The sequence below is a fragment of the uncultured Bacteroides sp. genome, from assembly GCF_905207245.1.
Classification (GTDB): domain Bacteria; phylum Bacteroidota; class Bacteroidia; order Bacteroidales; family Bacteroidaceae; genus Bacteroides.
On the sequence record NZ_CAJLKP010000001.1, the window covers coordinates 120,605 to 141,893 of the forward strand.

Sequence of the window (21,289 nt, forward strand, 5' to 3'; positions counted from 1 at the left end):
TAAAAGATATTAGTCTTTCTGCCGATGTAGTATAATCATCACCACCTCGCTGGGTGCAAAGAGGCGGATGTTCTTGTTCGATGTACCGATACCGTTGGTTATAATCATCGGCGTAAGCAATGAATTATATTCCAACCCGGTGCGGAACCGCTGTCCGTAATGGGAGGGTAGTATGGGAGCATACAGACCAAATAAAGTAACCTGCCCGCCGTGGGTATGTCCTGCAAGTACCAGGTCAGTATTTGTAATGGGAACATCTTCGGCATAATCCGGCGTGTGCGTCAAGAGGATAACGAAATCATCCGGAGAAAGATTGAGCGTAGGAGACGTGCCATTCCTTTTCAAGTCAAAAGGATTGCGCACGCCGGCAATCAGGATTTCTTCTCCGTCCCGCTTCAATGTATCGACTTTATGTTCCAACAAGTGCATACCACGTTTATCCATTTCACACACAATCTCGCTATAGCAAGCCTCATAATCATTATTGCCCAATACGGCATATGTGCCCATCGGCGTCTTCACTTCAGAAAGGGCGGCAATGACGGATTGCACGTGTTCGCAACCCTCGTGCAAGTCACCGCCTATCAGCAGCACATCGGCATGTTGCTCCCGAAGCAGCTTCACCAGGTTATCCAGTCCTTTTTCCTTGAAAAGACTTTTATAGTGCAGGTCGGACACGAAAGCGATGCGAAAACCATCGAAAGCAGCCGGCACATCGGGGTGCGTGAATTCATAGGTTCTCACCCGGCTGACACCCTTATATCCGGAACCTTTCTTAGAAGAGCTAATCTTTGTATTTACAATCCGAACGCTATCCTCTGCCGATATTTGAGGGGGCAGGGATGAAACCAGACTGCTGTTCGACTTACATGAAGAAAAAAACAGGCCCGAAAGGATTGAATAATAAATCAATTTCTTCATCATAACAGATGCAAAGATAAGCATTTTCCGTATCTTTGTCGATAGGTTGACAGATGATTGTTTACCAGCGCATTAAGCTTCTTGTTGTTTTCGCAGGAAGGGGACGCCGGTTTCCTCTAATGGGAACGACAGTTTTCCTTAATGGGGACTAAATAGAAATGACAATGCTTTCTGAAAGAAACAATTATCTCTCCGTAGAAAAGAAGTACGTCTATGAAAGAGATTAAACAGAATTCACCTTACGCCTGGCTCCTCGCCGCCCGTCCCAAGACTCTGACAGGAGCCATCATACCAGTACTGATAGGTACTTCACTGGCGTTTGCCGACGGGCAGTTCCAGATTATACCAGCACTGCTGTGCTTCCTCTTTGCCTGCGGCATGCAGATTGCCGCCAACTTCATCAATGACCTGTTCGATTACCTGAAAGGCTCCGACCGCGAAGACCGCCTCGGCCCCGAACGCGCCTGTGCACAAGGATGGATTACGCCGGGAGCCATGAAATGGGGCATCGGCGTCACAGTCGTCCTCTCCTGCATCATCGGGCTCGGCATTCTATATCAAAGCTGGGGACTGCTACCTCACGGTGGCTGGGAACTGATTTTATTAGGTATGTTCTGTGTGATATTCGCCTTTCTGTACACCACCATCCTCTCTTATCAGGGTTGGGGAGATTTGCTGGTACTTGTCTTCTTCGGATTCGTACCCGTGGGAGGAACGTATTACGTACAGGCGTATACATTCACACCAAGTGTCATTGTAGCCTCACTCATCAGTGGACTGGTGATAGATACATTACTGGTTGTGAATAATTACCGGGACCGGAAACAGGATGCTCTCAGCGGAAAGCGTACACTCATCGTCCGTTTCGGAGAACGTTTCGGAAGATATTTCTACCTCTGGCTCGGCATCATTGCCACCTGTCTTTGCTTTTGGTTTGCACGAGAATTAAACCCGGTGGGCATAGCTCTGCCTTTCTTCTATCTCTACATGCATATACGCACCTGGAGGCGAATGGTACGGATACGAAGCGGTAAAAAATTAAACAGCATACTGGGCGAAACATCGCGCAATATGCTGCTTATGGGAATGTTGATTAGTATTATAGTGATTAGTGGTTAGTGATTAATGCGATGTGGTGACTTTGTTAATCACTAATCACTTATCACTCATCTTCCGTACATCTTTTCATAGTAGTGCTGATAATCACCGCTGGTCACTTCTTCTACCCAGTCCTGATTATTCAGATACCACTCGATAGTCTTCACAATGCCCACTTCGAACTTCGTTTCGGGATACCAGCCTAAAGCATTGGTTATCTTTGTCGGGTCGATGGCGTAACGCTGGTCGTGACCGAGGCGGTCTTTCACGAAAGTAATCAGGTCCTCGTTAATCCAACTGATGTCAATCTGGCCATCTTCACCTTTTGTCTTTTTCTTCAAGACCTCACGATACTCCGGCTTTTCCGCCATCAGGCGATGGATAGTGGAGATAGTCAGTTTCACGATTTCGAGATTTGTCTTCTCATTGTGGCCGCCTACATTGTAAGCTTCACCTTCAACACCTTCGCGAACCACCAGGTCGATGGCTTTACAATGGTCTTCCACATACAGCCAGTCGCGCACATTGCTACCGTCGCCATACACGGGGAGTTTCTTTCCTTCCAGAATATTCTTGATAATCAGTGGAATCAACTTTTCGGGAAAGTGATACGGACCGTAGTTATTGGAGCAACGGGTAATAGTTACCGGCATTTTATATGTATCGTGATAAGCCATGACTACCATGTCCGCACTCGTCTTCGAAGCACTGTAAGGGCTGTGGGGACAAAGCGGTGTTTGCTCCGTGAAGTAACCATCGGCACCCAATGAACCATACACCTCGTCTGTAGAAACCTGATGATAGCGTACACCCTTGCGCCAAGTAGGATAACCGTTTTCGTCCTTACCCGTAACCCAGGCGCGGCGTGCGGCATCCAACAAGTTCTGCGTACCCAGAATATTAGTAACCAAGAAAAGTTGCGGATTCTCAATGCTGCGGTCTACATGACTCTCGGCAGCAAAGTTCACCACATAGTCAAACTTGAATCTGGCAAATAGTTCGTCAGCAAGTATCCGGTCGCATATGTCGCCTTTCACAAAGAAACAACGTTCATCGTCGATGTCTTTAGCAATAGTGCCAAGGTTTCCGGCATAGGTCAGGGAATCAAGTATAACGACCGTAATATCATTATGCTTGGCCAGAATGTACTTGATATAGTTGGCACCGATAAATCCGGCAGCACCGGTTACGAGATAAGTCTTCATATAAATTAAAAATTGAAAATTTAAAAATTAAACGTTATTAGCGGTGGGAGTTGGCGAGTTCCATTAGGTATGTGCCATATTCCGTCTTGCCAAGCTGTTCGCCGAGGCGGTACAATTGCTCAGCATCTATCCAGCCTTTGCGCCAAGCAATCTCTTCAATGCAACTGACACGGAAACCTTGACGGTTTTGTATAGTAGCAACAAAATTGCTTGCCTCCAGCAGACTGTCGCAATTACCCGTATCGAGCCAGGCAAAACCACGACCGAAGATTTCCACTTTCAGCGTACCCTCGTCCAGATAAAGACGGTTCAGATCGGTAATCTCATATTCGCCACGGGCAGAAGGTTTCAAAGCGGCAGCTTTGGCAGTTACAGTGGAGTCGTAGAAATAAAGACCGGGAACGGCATAGTTGCTCTTGGGCTGGGAAGGTTTTTCTTCCAGAGAGATAGCCTTTCCATCAGAATCAAATTCCACCACACCATAAGCACGCGGGTCTTTTACATAATAACCAAAAATGCATGCTCCTTTTTCTATGGAGGCGGCACGTTTCAGCATAGCAGAGAATCCTTGCCCGTAGAACATGTTATCACCCAGGATAAGACAGCCCGGTTCACCGTTCAGGAATTCAGCACCCAGCACGAAGGCTTGCGCCAATCCGTTGGGTTGTTCCTGTATCTTATAAGAGAAGGACATTCCGAGTTCTTCCCCCGTACCAAGTAATTCGCGGAACATGGGTAAGTCACGTGGAGTGGAGATAATCAGCACTTCGCGTATCCCCGCCAACATAAGCGTGGAAAGCGGATAATAAATCATCGGCTTGTCATAAACCGGCATAATCTGCTTGGAAATAGCCTTAGATAAGGGGTAAAGGCGGGTGGCGCTACCACCGGCAAGAATAATTCCTTTCATATTTCAGTTCTTTTTTCAGTTGGTACAAATCGTAGAATAAAATAAGAAGGAGGACGACGCCCCACGGCTCTCGGTGATTATTCGGGGGACAAAGATAATGCAAACCGGATGCAGTACAAAATAAATTAAATTATTTTTAATACTGAGATACGGTCCGTGCAGAAATCAGCCAGCCAACTCTATTACTTCCAGATCTTTGAACGTTCCATTGTCAATAATAAAACGCACCATCGTGCGCACCTGGTGGAATCCTGAGATACCAGCAGCACCGGGATTAATGTGAAGCATATCCAACGTTTTGTCATACTTCACCTTCAGGATATGGGAGTGTCCGCTGATGAAAAGTTTAGGCGGACGAACCAGAATGCTTCCCCGGATAGAAGAATCATAATTTCCCGGATAACCACCGATATGTTTTATCAGTACTTCGGCGCCGTCCACGGTGAAACGGTTGATTTGCGGATAGACGGCACGGATTTCCTGCCCGTCAATATTACCATACACGGCACGGAAGGTGCGGAAAGCCGCCAACTTCTGAGCCACCTCCAGTGAGCCGATGTCACCGGCATGCCAGATTTCGTCGCACGTATCAAAATATTGCAGATACTTTTCGTCCCAATATCCGTGCGTATCGGATAATAAACCAACTTTTGTCATTTTTCTTTTGTTTATCTGTGCAAAGGTAACTATATTTGGGAAAATCTTGATGAAACCATGGAAAACCAATATCAATATTTCAAACGGGACATCAGTTGGCTGTCATTCAACTACCGTGTATTATTGGAGGCGGAAGATGATACTCTGCCTCTGTATGAGCGAATTAACTTTATTTCCATTTATTCGTCCAATCTGGAAGAATTCTATAAGATACGCGTAGCCGACCATAAGGCAATAGCCACCGGTGCAGCACAAAGTGACGAAGAAACCGTACAGTCGACCATAGAATTGGTGGACGCCATAAACCTTGAGGTGAACCGCCAACTGGAAGAACGTATCCGCATCTACGAACAAAAGATATTGCCGGCGCTGAAGAAAAATCATATCATCTTCTATCAGAGCCGCAATGTAGAACCGTTCCATCACGACTTTGTACGCCGTTTCTTCCGGGAAGAGATTTTCCCGTATCTTCAACCCGTACCTGTTTCCAAAGATAAGGTTATCTCGTTTCTGCGGGATAACCGTTTGTATCTTGCCGTCCGCCTGTTTCCGAAAGTTGACGAGTTGACAAGGGGACAAGTTGACAAGGAGACAAGGGAAAAAGAAAACGGGGGAGAATCTCCTTGTCCCCTCGTCAACTCGTCCCCTCGTCAACTTTCCCCCCAGTACTTCGTAATGAAACAGCCATATAGCAAAGTTCCCCGCTTCATCGGATTGCCCAAAGTGGGAAACAACTATTACCTGATGTTCATCGAAGACATTATCAAGGCCAATCTGGATGTCATCTTCCCCGGTTATGAAGTGGACAGCAGTTACTGCATCAAGATTTCGCGCGATGCGGACATCCTGATAGACGATGCTGCCAATACTTCCGAAATCATTGAGCAGGTGAAAACCAAAGTCAAAAAGCGCAAGATAGGAGACGTCTGCCGCTTTGTATATGACCGCGCCATGCCACAGGATTTTCTTGACTTCCTGGTGGATGCTTTCCATATAGACCGCCGCGAACTGGTTCCGGGAGACAAACATCTCAATCTGGAAGACTTGCGACATTTGCCTAACCCCAATCCGAACATCCCTCCTATACGGAAGCCACAGCCCATGAAGCTGACTTGCCTCAATGAGCGGGAATCCATATTCCAGTATGTAGAGAAGAAGGACTTGTTGTTGCATTATCCTTATCACTCATTCGAGCATTTCATTCATTTCTTATATGAAGCGGTGCACGAACCAACTGTACGCGAAATTATGGTAACTCAATACCGGGTTGCCGAGAACTCTGCCGTTATCAACACGCTGATAGCCGCCGCACAGAATGGCAAAAAAGTAACCGTCTTTGTGGAACTGAAGGCCCGTTTCGACGAGGAGAACAATCTCGCTACTGCCGAAATGATGAAAGCTTCCGGCATTAACATTATATATAGTATACCGAAACTAAAGGTGCATGCCAAAGTGGCCCTCGTATTGCGCCGCGATCAGGAAGGCAAAAAGCTAACCAGCTATGCCTACATCAGCACCGGAAACTTCAATGAAAAGACAGCCACCCTTTATGCCGACAGCGGATTGTTTACCTGCAACCGGATATTAGTGAATGACCTGCATAATCTTTTCCGCACCTTGCAAGGTAAAGAGAACCCGGAGTTCCACCGATTATTGGTAGCACGCTTCAACCTGATACCGGAGTTAAACCGCCTCATTGACCATGAAATGGAACTGGCACGCAAAGGAAAATCCGGTCGAATCATCTTGAAAATGAATGCATTGCAGGACCCTACCATGATAGACCGCCTATATGAGGCATCGCAAGCCGGAGTTGAAATAGACCTGATTGTCCGTGGAATCTGTTGTCTGATACCGGGACAGTCATACAGTCGTAACATTCGTGTAACACGTATTGTAGATACCTTTTTGGAACATGCCCGCATTTGGTATTTCGGCAATGGCGGAAACCCGAAGTTATTTCTCGGTTCACCGGACTGGATGCGGCGCAACTTGTATCGCCGTATCGAAGCCATAACTCCCATACTGGACCCGGATTTGCGACAAGAATTAATAGATATGCTTTCCATCCAGCTCACAGATAAACGTAAAGCCTGTTTTGTGGACGAGAACCTGCGCAACTGCTGGAAGTCTGCCCATCCGCAGAAAGAAAAGATACGCTCGCAATACACCTTTTACGAACTTCTTAAATTGAAAATTGAGAATTAAAAAATGATAAGTATATCCTCACAATTACTTTATATTTTGACAGATAGTATAAGCTAATTATAATGACATACTTAGTATTATGCAGCAGGACAGCGCAGCCCATTTTTTAATTTTTAATTTTCAATTTTTAATTTATTCTGTAACACTTCTGTAACATGTATGACACTTCTCTGCAACACAGTTTCCGTTCCTTTGCAGCCAGAAATAAAATACATCATTATGGAAACTCTTTATCTATGTATTGTCATCTTCCTGTTCGTCCTTGCGGTGTTCGACCTCATGGTGGGCGTCAGTAATGATGCAGTCAATTTTCTCCAATCAGCTGTAGGAGCCAAAGCTGCTTCTTTCAAAACCGTACTATTTATTGCAGGTACGGGTATTTTTATCGGTGCCGCACTATCCAACGGTATGATGGATATTGCACGGCACGGCATTTATCAGCCACAACACTTCTATTTTGCCGAAATCATGTGCATTTTGCTTGCCGTGATGCTAACAGACGTCGTGTTGCTGGATGTTTTCAACACAATGGGTATGCCGACCTCCACTACTGTATCGATGGTATTCGAGTTACTGGGAGGTACATTCGCATTGGCACTGATTAAAGTTTATGGCAGCGACACACTGGGCCTTGGCGACCTCATCAACACAGACAAGGCATTATCCGTCATCATGGCCATCTTCGTCTCCGTGGCCATCGCATTCTTCTTTGGTATGCTGGTGCAATGGCTGGCGCGCATAGTGTTCACCTTCAACTATAAGAAGAGGATGAAATACAGCATCGGACTTTTCGGAGGTATTGCCGCCACATCTATCATCTACTTCATGTTGATAAAAGGTTTGAAGGATAGTTCATTTATGACAGCAGACAACAAGCACTGGATACAAGAGAACACAGGTATGCTTATCTGCTGTTTTTTTGTGTTCTTTACTATATTGATGCAAGTGCTGCATTGGTGCAAAGTAAACGTATTCAAGGTAGTGGTGCTACTGGGTACTTTCGCATTGGCCCTCGCCTTTGCCGGAAATGACTTGGTGAACTTCATCGGTATACCTTTAGCGGGATATTCTTCTTTCGTTGATTTCACTACCAATGGGGTAAGCGCCGGAGCTGACGGGTTCCTAATGTCCTCCCTCCTCGGCCCTGCCAAAACACCCTGGTATTTCCTCTTCGGAGCAGGCGCCATTATGGTATATGCTCTTTATACTTCTAAAAAAGCACACAATGTAATCAAGACTTCCGTCGATCTTGCCCGTCAGGATGAAGGAGAAGAAAACTTCGGAAGTACACCTATGGCGCGCACACTGGTACGCTTCAGCCGGACGCTGTCCACCGGAATATCCCGGGTGATGCCCGAAAGCAGTAAGCGTTGGATCGACACCCGCTTTCGCAAAGATGAGGCCATCATTGCCGATGGTGCTGCATTCGATTTGGTCCGTGCCTCAGTGAATCTGGTATTGGCAGGTCTGCTCATCGCCTTAGGTACTTCACTGAAGCTACCCCTTTCTACTACTTACGTAACCTTCATGGTTGCCATGGGTACCTCACTTGCCGACCGTGCCTGGGGACGTGATTCTGCTGTATTCCGCATCACGGGAGTACTCAGCGTCATCGGTGGCTGGTTCATCACAGCCGGAGCGGCATTCACCATCTGTTTCTTCGTAGCAATGGTTATTCACTTCGGAGGCACATTCGCCATCATTGCGCTGATTGGTCTGGCTATATTCTCACTAATCCGCAGCCAAGTGACATATAAAAAGCGCAAAGCAAAAGAAAAAGGTAACGAAACCATCAAGCAACTGATGCAGAGCAACGACAACGCTGAAATACTGGAGTTGTTGCGCAAACATACCCGCGAAGAATTGGTAAAGGTACTGGCATTCACCGAAGAGAACTTTGAGCGCACCGCCACCGCCTTCTTGCACGAAAACCTGCGTGGATTACGCCGCGCCATGGGATCGGTGAAATTTGAGAAACAACTGGTTAAGCAAATGAAGCGTACAGGTACCCTTGCCATGTGCCGTCTCGATAATAATACAGTATTGGAAAAAGGGTTGTACTATTATCAAGGTAACGACTTTGCCAGCGAACTGGTATACAGTGTCGGTCGCCTTTGCGAACCGTGTCTGGAGCATATTGATAATAATTTCCGCCCGCTGGATACTATTCAGAAAGGTGAATTTGCCGATGTGACGGAAGGTATTACTTACTTGCTACAAAACTGCCGCCATAAAATAGAGAACAATGATTATGAAGGAATGGAAAATGAAGTCCGCAAAGCAAATGAACTAAACGGACAGTTGTCTCATCTGAAACGCGAAGAGTTGCAACGCATCCAGAGCCAAAGTGGAAGTATTAAGGTAAGCATGGTGTACCTGACAATGGTACAGGAAGCGCAAAACGTCGTAACGTACACTATCAACCTGATAAAGGTGAGCCGTAAGTTCCAATTGACAGACGGGGAGTAGCTACGAGTGACAAGCTACGAGTGGCTGCGCAGTAACGGGGAAAAGCAAGTAACTGCGCAACTACTCGTCACTCTTAGCTCGCATCTTGTAGCTAATTCCCATCTTCTCAGCGCGCTGCAACATAAAATCACGCGCTGCTTCATATTCATTAGGAATCACCCCATCCAGAATAGCATCTTTGATAGCACTTTTCAAAGCTCCCACCTGCTGGCAAGGTCCCAGATTGAAAGTCTTCATTATCTCTTCCCCACTGACAGGTGGCTGGAAGTTACGAATGCGGTCACGTTCTTCAAGGTCTTTCAGCTTCTGGCGTACCAGTTGGAAGTTATTCAGGAAACGCTGCTTTCGCTCCATATTCTTGGAAGTAATGTCAGCCTCACACAACGTCATCAGATCATCGATATCATCTCCAGCCTCAAAAAGGAGACGGCGGACGGCAGAATCGGTCACCACGTCATCGGCTATTACAATAGGACGCATATGCAGACTCACTAACTTCTGTACATATTTCATCTTCTCATTCATTGGCAGTTTCATCTTCCTGAAGATAGCAGGCACCATCTTTTCACCAATGAAGTTATGATTATGGAAGGTCCATCCTGCCCGGAGCTCCCAACGCTTAGTGGCAGGTTTTGCAATGTCGTGTAGCAAAGCAGCCCAGCGCAACCAGAGATTGTCCGTTTTGCGGCTAATATTATCAAGCACTTCCAACGTATGGTAGAAGTTATCCTTATGCGCCCGTCCGTTACGGGTTTCCACACCTTGCAACGCAACAAGTTCCGGAAAAATCAGTTCCAACAGGCCGGAGCGGTCCAGTTCTATAAAACCTTTGGAAGGAACAGGTGAAAGCAATATTTTATTAAGTTCATCCGCTATGCGCTCCTTGGAAATGATAGAAATCCTTTCCTTGTTGCGGCACAGGGATTCAAACGTGTCGTCATCAATATAAAAGTTCAGTTGAGTGGCAAAGCGGATGCAACGCATCATGCGCAAGGGATCGTCGCTGAATGTAATATCCGGATCGAGCGGGGTACGGATAGTCTTTTCTTTCAAATCTTCCATGCCACCAAAAGGATCTACTAATTCTCCGAAGCGGTTCCGGTTCAAGCAGACAGCCAATGCATTAATAGTGAAATCACGGCGATTCTGGTCATCTTCCAACGTGCCGTCTTCAACAATGGGCTTACGGGAGTCACGCTGATAAGACTCTTTGCGTGCACCAACAAATTCCACTTCTGTTCCGTGGTATTTCACTTGTGCAGTACCAAAGTTTTTGAATACAGCTACATGTGCCCCACGTCCCAGATGCTTGCCCAGTGCTTCAGCCATCTCTATGCCGCTGCCAACTACTACAACATCAATATCCTTAGAAGGGCGTTGCAGGAAAATATCACGTACATACCCACCGACTGCATAACATTCCAGTCCCAGTTCATCTGCCGTTTCAGATATTTGTTTAAATATGTCGTCACTAAAATGTTGTTTCAGTTCTTCTGCTGTCAACTCTATCATATACTATATCTTAAAAAATGGTAATTTAGCGCGGAGCGCTAAAAGTTGACAAGGAGACGAGTTAACAAGTTGACAAGAGGCTGCGCAATAATATGGCTGCGCTATTATGCCGCATGGTCCTTGTCAACTTGTTAACTTCTTCCCTTGTCAACTGCGAAGCGAAGCTTCGCTAAATTATCATTTATCTGTTTCGGGCTGCAAAGATACGGATATTATTTCTAATTTTGCCCTCACTAATATAAGAACAACAATTATGAAGAAACTGATACTTCTTGCCTGCCTCTGCGGCACGCTCTTCTCTTGTGAAAATGTAGAGAAAAAGGCCGGTGAAAAATTGCAAACCGCCCGTAAAGCCTTCGAACGGGGAGACTACAGCGAAGCGAAGATACAGATTGACAGTATCAAGATACTCTATCCCAAGGCTTTTGAAGCCCGTCGCGAAGGTATCGGTCTGATGCAACAAGTGGAACTGAAAGAACAGGAAAAAACACTTGTTTATCTGGATAGTCTGCTTCAAAAGAAACAAGCGGAAGTGGACGCCATAAAAGGGAAATTCACCTTCGAGAAAGACGCCGAATACCAGAAAATCGGCAATTACCTGCATCCGTCACAAGTGGTAGAGAAGAATCTGCATCGCTCCTTCCTTCGCTTCCAGGTGAACGAAACAGGACAGATGAGCATGACTTCCATCTATTGCGGCCCCCATAACATCCACCATCTCAGTGTTAAAGTGGTTGCTCCCGACGGGAGCTTCGCCGAAACTCCCGCTTCTAAAGATAGTTATGAAACGACTGACTTGGGAGAAAAGATAGAAAAAGCGGATTATAAGTTAGGAGAAGACGGCAACGTCATCGGATTCCTCTATCTGAACAAAGACAAGAATATAAAAGTGAACTATCAGGGCGAACGCCCCTACTCCACTACTATGAGTCCGGCAGATCGCCAAGCAGTAGCCAGTGTATATGAGTTGGCACAGTTGTTATCATCTATCACGCAGATAAAGAAAGAGATAGAAGAAGCCAACTTGAAAATAGAGTTCGTGAAACGGAAGATGCAGGAAAGGGAAGCGAAAGAGAAATAAACGATAGCATAACAAGGTATGGGGCACCTTCTCACGAGGCTGCCCCACATGGTTTAAGTGTCCGAAGTGTAGTTACATAAAAACTCAGAACGTCAAAGAGTGTAATCTTTATCCCAACTTTCTACTGAAATGCATTGCAAAATACATTCCGCAATTTTATAACATTTTTGTGGAATGTATTCCGCAAGGTCACAAACCTTATATGGACTTTCAATATCCTCTTCAGCTAATATTCCAGTATCGGATGCCACTCTTTTATTTCCTTCAACGTTTGCTCCGACGTCTTGCATTTGCCCTCTGACCGATTCTCTGTACGCTTCAAAAATTCCTCATCATATATCAATCAAATGGTATGTTCAGAAGCATCCTTTTAAGAGAGAATAAAGGTATCCTCCTGATACAAAAAGAACGCGAGACAACTACATTAAGAAGTTGCCCCACGTTCGTTATATTATTCGATGCTATGAAAGCTCTGTTACCACTGCAACTGTGGCAGGAATCTGCTCAAGCAAGTGCGCAATGCACTTAGTGTAATGGGCTTCACCAATACTTCCGAAGCTCCGGCAGCCATTGCGTTTTCACGGTCGGCTGTAAAAGCGTAAGCAGTCTGCATAATGATGGGAAGTTCTGTTTCCTCTTCACGAATGATTTTCGTTGCTTCCAGACCATTCATGATAGGCATTTTGATGTCCATAAGGATAGCTGCTGTCTTTCCGCGGTTTTCTTTGAACAGACCAACCATCTCCTCGCCGTTCTTTGCCCATAATATCTCGCACTTCTTACCGATAATAGCTTTTATCAACTTAAAGTTACTATCATCATCTTCCGCTACAAGTATGAGCGGACGGTAATCTTCTGATAAATTCACTGTTTCCATGACCAAAGTATTTTGTTTAATGAGGCAAAGATATAAAAAATAATATAAATATATTATCTTTGGAGAAGATAAGCTGCATCTCGGCATAACTTTTTCACGCAAGCATAAAAGTTATGCACTCAATTTACATTATCTTTAGAGAAGATAAGCTGCGCCTCAACATAAAAAATGAACGAGTTCATTTTATTCTGTTATCAGTTTACATTATCTTTGCACCTCAATTTAAAAATAGAATATGATTTCAATAGACGGACTGGCCGTAGAATTCGGCGGCACCACCTTGTTCAGTGACATTTCCTTCGTTATTAATGAGAAAGACCGCATCGCCCTGATGGGAAAGAACGGAGCGGGAAAAAGCACCTTGCTGAAGATATTGGCAGGAGTACGCCAGCCCACCCGTGGCTAAATTTCGGCGCCTAAAGACAGCGTCATCGCTTACCTGCCGCAACACTTGATGACGGAAGACGGACGGACCGTATTCCAGGAAACAGCGCAGGCTTTCGCCCATTTGCACGAAATGGAAGCGGAAATAGAACGCCTCAACAAGGAAATGGAAATGCGCACCGACTACGAAAGCGACAGTTACATGGAACTGATTGAAAAAGTGTCCGCCCTGAGCGAAAAATTCTACTCTATCGACTCTACCAACTACGAGGAAGATGTGGAAAAAGCCCTCCTCGGACTCGGTTTCGCACGTGAAGACTTCCACCGCCAAACCAGCGACTTCAGTGGTGGATGGCGCATGCGCATCGAACTTGCCAAACTCTTACTGCAAAAACCGGACGTATTATTGCTGGACGAGCCGACCAACCACCTCGACATCGAAAGTATACAATGGCTGGAAGATTTCCTCATTAATAATGGCAAAGCCGTCATCGTTATCAGTCACGACCGCAAGTTCGTGGATAACATCACCACCCGCACCCTCGAGGTGACAATGGGACGCATCTACGATTACAAAGTGAACTACTCCAAATATCTTGAACTCCGTAAAGACCGCCGCGAGCAGCAACAAAAGGCTTACGACGAGCAACAAAAGTTTATAGCCGAAACCAAAGAGTTCATCGAACGCTTCAAAGGCACTTACTCCAAGACCCTGCAAGTGCAGAGCCGCGTAAAGATGCTGGAGAAACTGGAAATACTGGAAGTGGACGAGGAAGACACTTCGGCATTGCGCCTGAAATTCCCGCCATCACCACGTTCCGGCAATTATCCGATCATCATGGAAGGAGTAGGCAAAACATATGGTGACCATGTAGTATTCAAGAACGCCACACTGACTGTGGAAAGAGGTGACAAATTAGCTTTTGTCGGCAAAAACGGTGAAGGTAAATCCACCTTAGTGAAGTGCATCATGAAAGAGATTGAGCACGAAGGCACGTTGACCCTCGGACACAACGTGCAAATCGGCTACTTCGCCCAGAACCAGGCATCCCTTCTGGATGAAAATCTGACTGTATTCCAAACGATTGACGATGTGGCAAAAGGTGAAATACGCAATAAGATACGCGATCTGCTCGGTGCATTCATGTTCGGCGGTCCCGAAGAATCTATGAAGAAAGTGAAAGTGCTGTCCGGTGGAGAGCGTACCCGCCTTGCCATGATTAAACTATTGCTGGAACCGGTGAACCTGCTGATACTGGATGAGCCAACGAACCACCTCGACATGAAGACGAAGGACATTCTGAAACAAGCTCTTCTGGATTTTGACGGAACATTGATAGTAGTAAGCCATGACCGTGACTTCCTAGACGGACTGGTTACCAAGGTGTACGAATTCGGTAATAAACAGGTAAAAGAACACTTGAGCGGTATCTACGAATTCCTGGAAAAGAAGAAAATGGAGTCACTCCGCGAGCTGGAAAGGTGAACATTACTTAACAGGGCTCCTGCAACTTTTCTCCCGTCATATTGTTTCATTTCTATAAACCTCTAACTACGAGAATAAATGAAACAATATGACGCTATAATAATAGGCTTCGGTAAAGGTGGAAAATTACTGGCAACCGAACTAGCTAACCGCAACTGGAAAGTGGCGGTCATCGAACGTTCTCCGGAAATGTACGGCGGAACTTGCATCAATGCAGGATGTATCCCTACCAAAACCATGATAAACGAATCGGAATTTGCCGAACGACTCTATCAGGACGATTATAAAAAACAATCCAAACTGTATTCCCTTGCCTTGAAACGTAAGGATAAGTTAGTTACTTTCCTGCGGGAAAAGAACGTTGAAAAACTGGCGGGCAATCCTAACATCACGCTATATGACGGAACCGCTTCCTTCATCTGTCCCAACACAATAAAAGTGACTCCCTCACCCGAAAAGAATAAAAAACCTTTCGAACTAATAGGAAAGGAAATATTCATCAATACCGGCTCTACGCCCATCCTGCCAGCCATCGACGGATTGAAGAACAATCGGTATGTGCATACCAGTGAAACACTGTTGCATGCCGACATTCTTCCCCGCCACTTGTTGATTATAGGAAGCGGAGCCATCGGACTGGAATTTGCAACCATGTATGCCGGATTCGGCAGTAAAGTTACCATTCTGGAAGCCGGTAAACGATTTCTGCCGAAAGCGGATCGGGAAATCGCCGAATACATGCAGGAAAACCTCAAAAGAAAAAATATAGAGGTACGCCTGAATGCCCGTGTACAGTCACTTCATGACACCGTGGACGGCATTACCGCTGCCTACACGAATGCCTCGGACGGTACTCCCTATTTTCTGGAAGGCGATGCACTGCTGGTGGCTACAGGACGCAAACCGATGATAGCCGGTCTCGACTTAGAGAATGCCGGCATACAGGTCGATGAACAGGGGGCGATAGTGGTTGATGAACAGCTACACACCACCGTGCCGCACATTTGGGCTTTGGGGGACGTCAAAGGCGGAGAGATGTACGACTACCTCTCCATTGATGATTTCCGTATCATCCGGGATACTTTGTTTGGAAAGAAGGAACGCACCACAGAAGACCGTAACCCGGTGCCTTATGCCATCTTTACCGATCCGCCAATGGCGCATATCGGACTGACGGAGGAAGAAGCCATGAAACGGGGATACCCCATCAAAGTATCACGCCTGCCGGCATCAGCCATTCCCCGCGCGCGAACTCTACAAAATATGGATGGAATGTTAAAGGCCATTGTGAATACGGATACGGAAAAGATTATAGGTTGTACACTCTTCTGTGTCAATGCCCCGGAGCTTATCAACCTAGTGGCATTTGCCATAAAAACCGGACAAAAATCCTCTGCTCTGCGTAACTTCATATTCACACATCCCAGCATGAGTGAAGGTTTAAATGGATTATTCAAAGCTTTTTAAGAACTTGTATTTGGTAATTAAGCCGTTAACTACTATCTTTGTCCGAAATTAAAAAGAAAGGATGAAGAGTAAACGGTACGTTGCCTATTTTTTGATATTCATCAGCATGGTCATGCTGGTGGTACCTGTTATTCCCCACCACCACCACAGCAACGGCCTGATATGCATGAAGAATGACATCACTCCCAGTTGCTGCGGACAAAACCACAGCCCGGAGAATGAGCATTGTTGCTGCGATACGGGATGTGTTACCACGCATTTTTTCCAACAGACTCCCACTTCGGATAACGGATGGTCGCATCCGGATTTCCCGCTAGTGATTACCTTATTCTCCGAACCACTCCTGAGACTACTTATTCTGCCCGAGGAAAACGGACAAAGGCAGGAGTGCATATATCAGGAGTCACTTCATGGCACGTATCTCACACGTGCCACAGGACTTCGTGCACCTCCGTGTGTTCTTGCCTAATCTGAAGTCTGCAACAAGATTGCAGACTCCATTCTCTATTTTTATACCCAATTAAAAGCAAGAACAAATTATATCATCATGAAAAAAATTATTTTTATGGGAGTCATGGGCCTGTTCCTATTGGGCTCCTGCAACAGTAAGTCCGGAGACGGACACGAAGGTCATAATCATGAAACGGAAAAACACGACCACGAAGGTTGTGACCATGACCATGAGGGAGAAGGTCATAATCACGAAGGAGAAAAACATGACCATGAAGGTCATAATCATGGCGAAGAAGCTGCCGGTGGACACAGTGATGAAATCATCCTGCCCCCTGCCAAAGCACAAGCTGCCGGCGTGAAGTCCAACGTCATTGAACCGGGAATATTCCATCAGGTTATAAAAACCAGCGGTCAGGTAATGGCTGCACAGGGAGACGAAAGCGTTGCCGTGGCAACAGTAGCGGGCGTTGTTTCTTTCCGTGGAAAAGTAATTGAAGGTATGAGCGTAAGCAAAGGTACACCGCTGGTGACTTTGTCTTCCAAGCATATGGCGGATGGCGACCCCGTGGAACGTGTACGCATCGCCTATGAGGTATCCAAGAAAGAATATGAACGCATGAAAGCTCTTGTAGCAAATAAAATTGTATCTGAAAAGGATTTTGCACAAGCTGAGCAAGCGTATGAGAATGCACGTATCAGTTACGAAGCTGTTGCCAAGAACAACTCAGCAAGCGGTCAGGCAGTTACTTCCCCCATAGGCGGATACATCAAAAGTCTGTTAGTGAAAGAAGGCGACTACGTATCTGTAGGACAGCCGTTGGTCAGCATCACGCAGAACCGCAAATTATTCCTACGCGCCGATGTTTCAGAAAAGTATTACCAATATCTGCGCACCATCGGTTCGGCTAACTTCTGCACTCCTTATAATAATAAGGTGTATGCACTGAAAGACTTGGATGGTCGTCTCCTGTCCTACGGCAAAGCTTCGGGAGGAGACGGCGGATATTACGTACCCGTAACTTTCGAGTTCGACAACAAAGGTGATATTATCCCCGGCTCATTTGTAGAAATCTTCCTCCTGTCTTCACCCCTGGAAAACGTAATCTCCCTGCCCCACTCGGCACTGACCGAAGAACAAGGCAGTTTCTTTGTTTATCTGCAACTGGATGAAGAAGGCTATAAAAAACAACCAGTCACTTTGGGAGCCGATAATGGCGAAAGCGTACAAATCCTTTCAGGCGTGAAAGCCGGAGACCGTGTGGTAACCGAAGGAGCCTATCAGGTGAAATTAGCAAGTGCCACGAATGCAATTCCGGCACATAGCCACGAACATTAAGAAAAGCTATTAATTATAAATTATTAAATATTAATTATCCTGCGGCATGACGATGCAAACAACTTACACAGGACACCGCAGGCAATTCATAATTAATATTTGATATTTAATATTTAAATTACATGTTAAACAAGATTATACATTTCTCACTCCACAACCGCATCCTGGTACTTGTAGCCTCGGTGCTGTTGTTGATAGGCGGAACTTATACCGCCATGCACACGGAAGTGGACGTGTTTCCGGACCTCAATGCACCAACGGTTGTCATTATGACAGAAGCAAACGGTATGGCGGCAGAGGAAGTGGAACAACTCGTTACATTTCCTGTAGAAACGGCAGTGAATGGCGCCACGGATGTACGTCGTGTACGTTCTTCATCTACTAATGGCTTCTCTGTAGTCTGGGTGGAATTTGACTGGGATACGGACATTTATCTGGCACGGCAAATTGTCAGCGAAAAACTGGCAGTAGTCAATGAAAGCCTGCCTACCGGAGTAGGTAAACCGACTCTGGGCCCACAATCGTCCATCCTGGGGGAAATGCTGATTATCGGTCTGACTGCCGATTCTACTTCCATGCTCGACCTACGTACAATAGCCGACTGGACTATTCGTCCAAGGTTGCTCTCTACAGGTGGTGTGGCACAAGTGGCAGTTCTGGGCGGTGATGTTAAAGAGTATCAGATACAACTGGACCCGGAACGGATGCGCCATTACGGTGTTACGCTGAATGAAATTATGACCGTGACACGTGAAATGAACCTGAACGCGAACGGTGGGGTACTGTACGAATATGGCAATGAATATATTGTGCGTGGAGTACTCTCCACTGACCGCGTAGAGCAATTGGGACGCGCCGTAGTGCGTGGCGGAACTACTGCCGGTAACGCTCCCATCCTACTGGAAGACATTGCAGACGTACGCATCGGTGCCAAATTGCCCAAACTGGGTACGGCATCGGAACGGGGCAAAACTGCTGTATTATTAACAGTAACCAAACAACCGTCAACCAGTACACTGGATTTAACGGAAAAGCTAGAAGCGTCTTTACAAGATTTACAAAAGAACCTGCCGCCTGATGTGAAAGTCAGCACAGACATTTTCCGCCAGAGCCGCTTTATCGAAAGTTCTATTGGAAACGTACAGAAATCATTGTTCGAGGGTGGTATCTTCGTAGTTATCGTATTATTCCTGTTCCTTGCGAATGTGCGTACAACGGTGATTTCGCTGGTAACGCTACCGCTTTCATTGATTACTTCGCTGGTGGCGTTGCACTATATGGGCTTTACGATTAATACCATGAGCCTCGGCGGTTTGGCCATTGCCATCGGTTCGCTGGTGGATGATGCCATTGTGGACGTGGAGAACGTATATAAACGACTGCACGAAAACAAACTGAAACCTGTGGAAGAACGGCTTTCAATATTGGAAGTGGTGTTCCATGCATCCAAGGAAGTACGTATGCCTATCCTCAATTCCACATTGATTATCGTAGTGAGTTTCGTACCGTTGTTCTTCCTCACCGGTATGGAAGGACGTATGCTGGTGCCACTGGGCATTGCATTCATCGTAGCCCTGGCAGCTTCCACAGTAGTGGCATTAACAGTTACACCAGTACTTTGTTCTTATCTTTTAGGTAAAGATAAAAAGGAGAAGAAAGAAAGCAGCGACTCATTCGTGGCACATAAGATGAAGTTGTGGTACGGCTCAGCACTAGCTTTCGTACTGGGGCATAAGAAAATAGTATTGGGTAGCACCATTGGTTTATTTCTGGTTGCTCTGATATGCTTCTTTACCTTAGGACGCTCATTCCTGCCACCTTTCAACGAAGGTTCGTTCACCATCAATATCTCTTCTCTGCCAGGTATCTCCCTGGAAGAAAGTGACAAAATGGGACATCGCGCAGAAGAATTGTTGCTCAGCATCCCTGAGATACAAACCGTAGCCCGCAAAACGGGACGTGCCGAACTGGACGAACACGCCCTTGGAGTGAATGTTTCGGAAATAGAAGCGCCGTTTGAACTGAAAGACCGTACACGCAGTGAACTGGTTGCCGACGTACGTGAGAAGTTAGGTACAATTGTAGGAGCCAATATCGAAATCGGGCAACCCATCAGTCACCGTATCGACGCCATGCTCAGTGGTACAAAGGCAAATATCGCCATCAAGTTGTTTGGAGATGATCTGAATCGTATGTTCACTCTGGGCAACGAAATCAAAGGAGCCATTCAGGATATTCCGGGTATTGCCGACCTGAATGTGGAACAACAGATAGAGCGTCCCCAACTTATCATCTCGCCCAAGCGCGAAATGCTGGCTAAGTTTGGTATTTCATTACCGGAGTTCTCCGAGTTCGTCAATGTTTGTCTGGCAGGAGAAACTGTTTCACAAGTATATGAAAAGGGGAAGAGTTTTGACCTCACCGTACGTGTGCGTGACGACTTGCGCGATGAAATGGAAAAAATTCGTAACCTGATGATAGACACCAGCGACGGAAAGAAAATACCACTGAACTACATTGCGGAAGTACGTTCGGCAATGGGCCCGAATACCATCAGCCGCGAGAATGTGAAACGGAAAATTGTTATCTCTGCCAATGTTGCCGACCGTGATTTACGCAGCGTAGTGAACGATATTCAGGCACGGGTAGATAAAGATATTAAATTACCGGAAGGGTATCATCTTGAATACGGCGGCCAGTTTGAAAACGAACAGGCAGCAAGCCGCACGTTATTGCTCACATCACTGATGAGTATCGCAGTTATCTTCCTTTTGCTTTATCATGAATTCCGTAGCGTGAAGGAAAGTGCGATTATTCTTATCAACCTGCCGTTAGCGCTGATTGGTGGTGTGTTTGCTCTGCTCATAACAACAGGCGAAGTCAGTATTCCGGCTATTATCGGTTTCATTTCACTGTTCGGTATCGCTACGCGAAATGGTATGTTGCTTATCAGCCACTACAACCACTTGCAACGGGAAGAAGGAATGGAAGTATACGACAGCGTTATACGCGGTTCAATGGATCGACTGAATCCGATTTTAATGACGGCACTGTCTTCAGCACTGGCACTTATCCCGCTGGCATTGGGAGGCGATTTGCCGGGTAATGAAATCCAAAGCCCATTGGCGAAGGTTATCCTTGGAGGTCTTTTAACTTCCACATTCCTGAACGGTTTCATCATTCCGATTGTTTACCTGATGATGCACCGAAAACCAGCGAATTAAC

The 21,289-nt window shown here is 46.0% G+C and carries 14 protein-coding genes and 1 pseudogene; 9 read left to right on the top strand and 6 right to left on the bottom strand.

Going from position 1 to position 21,289, the window contains the following annotated elements; translation table 11 throughout:
* Positions 1–9: 9 nt before the first annotated feature.
* On the bottom strand, positions 10–921 hold the full coding sequence (locus QZ135_RS00455; protein ID WP_294604991.1) for a metallophosphoesterase: 912 nt from the start codon (positions 919–921) through the stop codon (positions 10–12).
* Between the two features lie 213 nt (positions 922–1,134).
* Between QZ135_RS00455 and menA the strand changes: the two genes are divergently transcribed.
* Positions 1,135–2,040, top strand: a complete 906-nt coding sequence (gene menA, locus QZ135_RS00460) for a 1,4-dihydroxy-2-naphthoate octaprenyltransferase (protein ID WP_294604790.1) — start codon at positions 1,135–1,137, stop codon at positions 2,038–2,040.
* 47 nt (positions 2,041–2,087) lie between these two features.
* Here the strand turns inward: menA and rfbB are convergent, their stop codons facing one another.
* The 3 genes from rfbB to QZ135_RS00475 all read right to left on the bottom strand — a co-directional run bounded on the left by rfbB (position 2,088) and on the right by QZ135_RS00475 (position 4,791).
* Positions 2,088–3,224: a dTDP-glucose 4,6-dehydratase gene (rfbB, locus tag QZ135_RS00465; protein ID WP_294604793.1), complete on the bottom strand. Its 1,137-nt coding sequence runs from the start codon at positions 3,222–3,224 to the stop codon at positions 2,088–2,090.
* A 37-nt stretch (positions 3,225–3,261) separates the two neighbouring features.
* Positions 3,262–4,134 carry a glucose-1-phosphate thymidylyltransferase RfbA gene (rfbA, locus tag QZ135_RS00470; RefSeq protein ID WP_294604797.1) on the bottom strand — a complete coding sequence of 291 codons (873 nt, stop codon included), beginning with the start codon at positions 4,132–4,134 and terminating at the stop codon, positions 3,262–3,264.
* Between the two features lie 165 nt (positions 4,135–4,299).
* Positions 4,300–4,791 carry a metallophosphoesterase family protein gene (locus QZ135_RS00475; RefSeq protein WP_294604799.1) on the bottom strand — a complete coding sequence of 164 codons (492 nt, stop codon included), beginning with the start codon at positions 4,789–4,791 and terminating at the stop codon, positions 4,300–4,302.
* Positions 4,792–4,848: 57 nt separating this feature from the next.
* Here QZ135_RS00475 and QZ135_RS00480 point away from each other — a divergent pair, with 57 nt between their 5' ends.
* Positions 4,849–6,999 (top strand): RNA degradosome polyphosphate kinase, encoded by a 2,151-nt coding sequence (locus QZ135_RS00480; RefSeq protein WP_294604801.1) that lies wholly within the window; start codon positions 4,849–4,851, stop codon positions 6,997–6,999.
* Positions 7,000–7,218: 219 nt separating this feature from the next.
* A complete protein-coding gene (locus QZ135_RS00485) occupies positions 7,219–9,468 on the top strand; it encodes an inorganic phosphate transporter (RefSeq protein ID WP_294604804.1) in 2,250 nt (749 codons plus the stop codon).
* A 60-nt stretch (positions 9,469–9,528) separates the two neighbouring features.
* On the opposite strand, the gene QZ135_RS00490 is transcribed toward QZ135_RS00485, so the two are convergent.
* Complete coding sequence (locus QZ135_RS00490) at positions 9,529–10,980, bottom strand: HD domain-containing protein (RefSeq protein ID WP_294604806.1); 1,452 nt, start codon at positions 10,978–10,980, stop codon at positions 9,529–9,531.
* A 253-nt stretch (positions 10,981–11,233) separates the two neighbouring features.
* Here QZ135_RS00490 and QZ135_RS00495 point away from each other — a divergent pair, with 253 nt between their 5' ends.
* Complete coding sequence (locus QZ135_RS00495) at positions 11,234–12,061, top strand: hypothetical protein (protein WP_294604809.1); 828 nt, start codon at positions 11,234–11,236, stop codon at positions 12,059–12,061.
* A 475-nt stretch (positions 12,062–12,536) separates the two neighbouring features.
* On the opposite strand, the gene QZ135_RS00500 is transcribed toward QZ135_RS00495, so the two are convergent.
* Positions 12,537–12,938 carry a response regulator gene (locus QZ135_RS00500; protein ID WP_025832131.1) on the bottom strand — a complete coding sequence of 134 codons (402 nt, stop codon included), beginning with the start codon at positions 12,936–12,938 and terminating at the stop codon, positions 12,537–12,539.
* Positions 12,939–13,173: 235 nt separating this feature from the next.
* Between QZ135_RS00500 and QZ135_RS00505 the strand changes: the two are divergent.
* The 5 genes and pseudogenes from QZ135_RS00505 (at position 13,174) to QZ135_RS00525 (ending at position 21,288) form a co-directional block, all read left to right on the top strand.
* Positions 13,174–14,808: pseudogene (locus QZ135_RS00505) on the top strand (ABC-F family ATP-binding cassette domain-containing protein).
* Positions 14,809–14,886: 78 nt separating this feature from the next.
* Positions 14,887–16,275: an FAD-dependent oxidoreductase gene (locus tag QZ135_RS00510; protein WP_294604813.1), complete on the top strand. Its 1,389-nt coding sequence runs from the start codon at positions 14,887–14,889 to the stop codon at positions 16,273–16,275.
* Between the two features lie 61 nt (positions 16,276–16,336).
* Positions 16,337–16,744 carry a DUF6769 family protein gene (locus QZ135_RS00515; protein WP_294604816.1) on the top strand — a complete coding sequence of 136 codons (408 nt, stop codon included), beginning with the start codon at positions 16,337–16,339 and terminating at the stop codon, positions 16,742–16,744.
* Between the two features lie 78 nt (positions 16,745–16,822).
* Positions 16,823–18,064: an efflux RND transporter periplasmic adaptor subunit gene (locus tag QZ135_RS00520; protein ID WP_294604819.1), complete on the top strand. Its 1,242-nt coding sequence runs from the start codon at positions 16,823–16,825 to the stop codon at positions 18,062–18,064.
* A gap of 122 nt (positions 18,065–18,186) precedes the next feature.
* A complete protein-coding gene (locus QZ135_RS00525; protein ID WP_294604822.1) occupies positions 18,187–21,288 on the top strand; it encodes an efflux RND transporter permease subunit in 3,102 nt (1,033 codons plus the stop codon).
* Position 21,289: the final 1 nt, after the last annotated feature.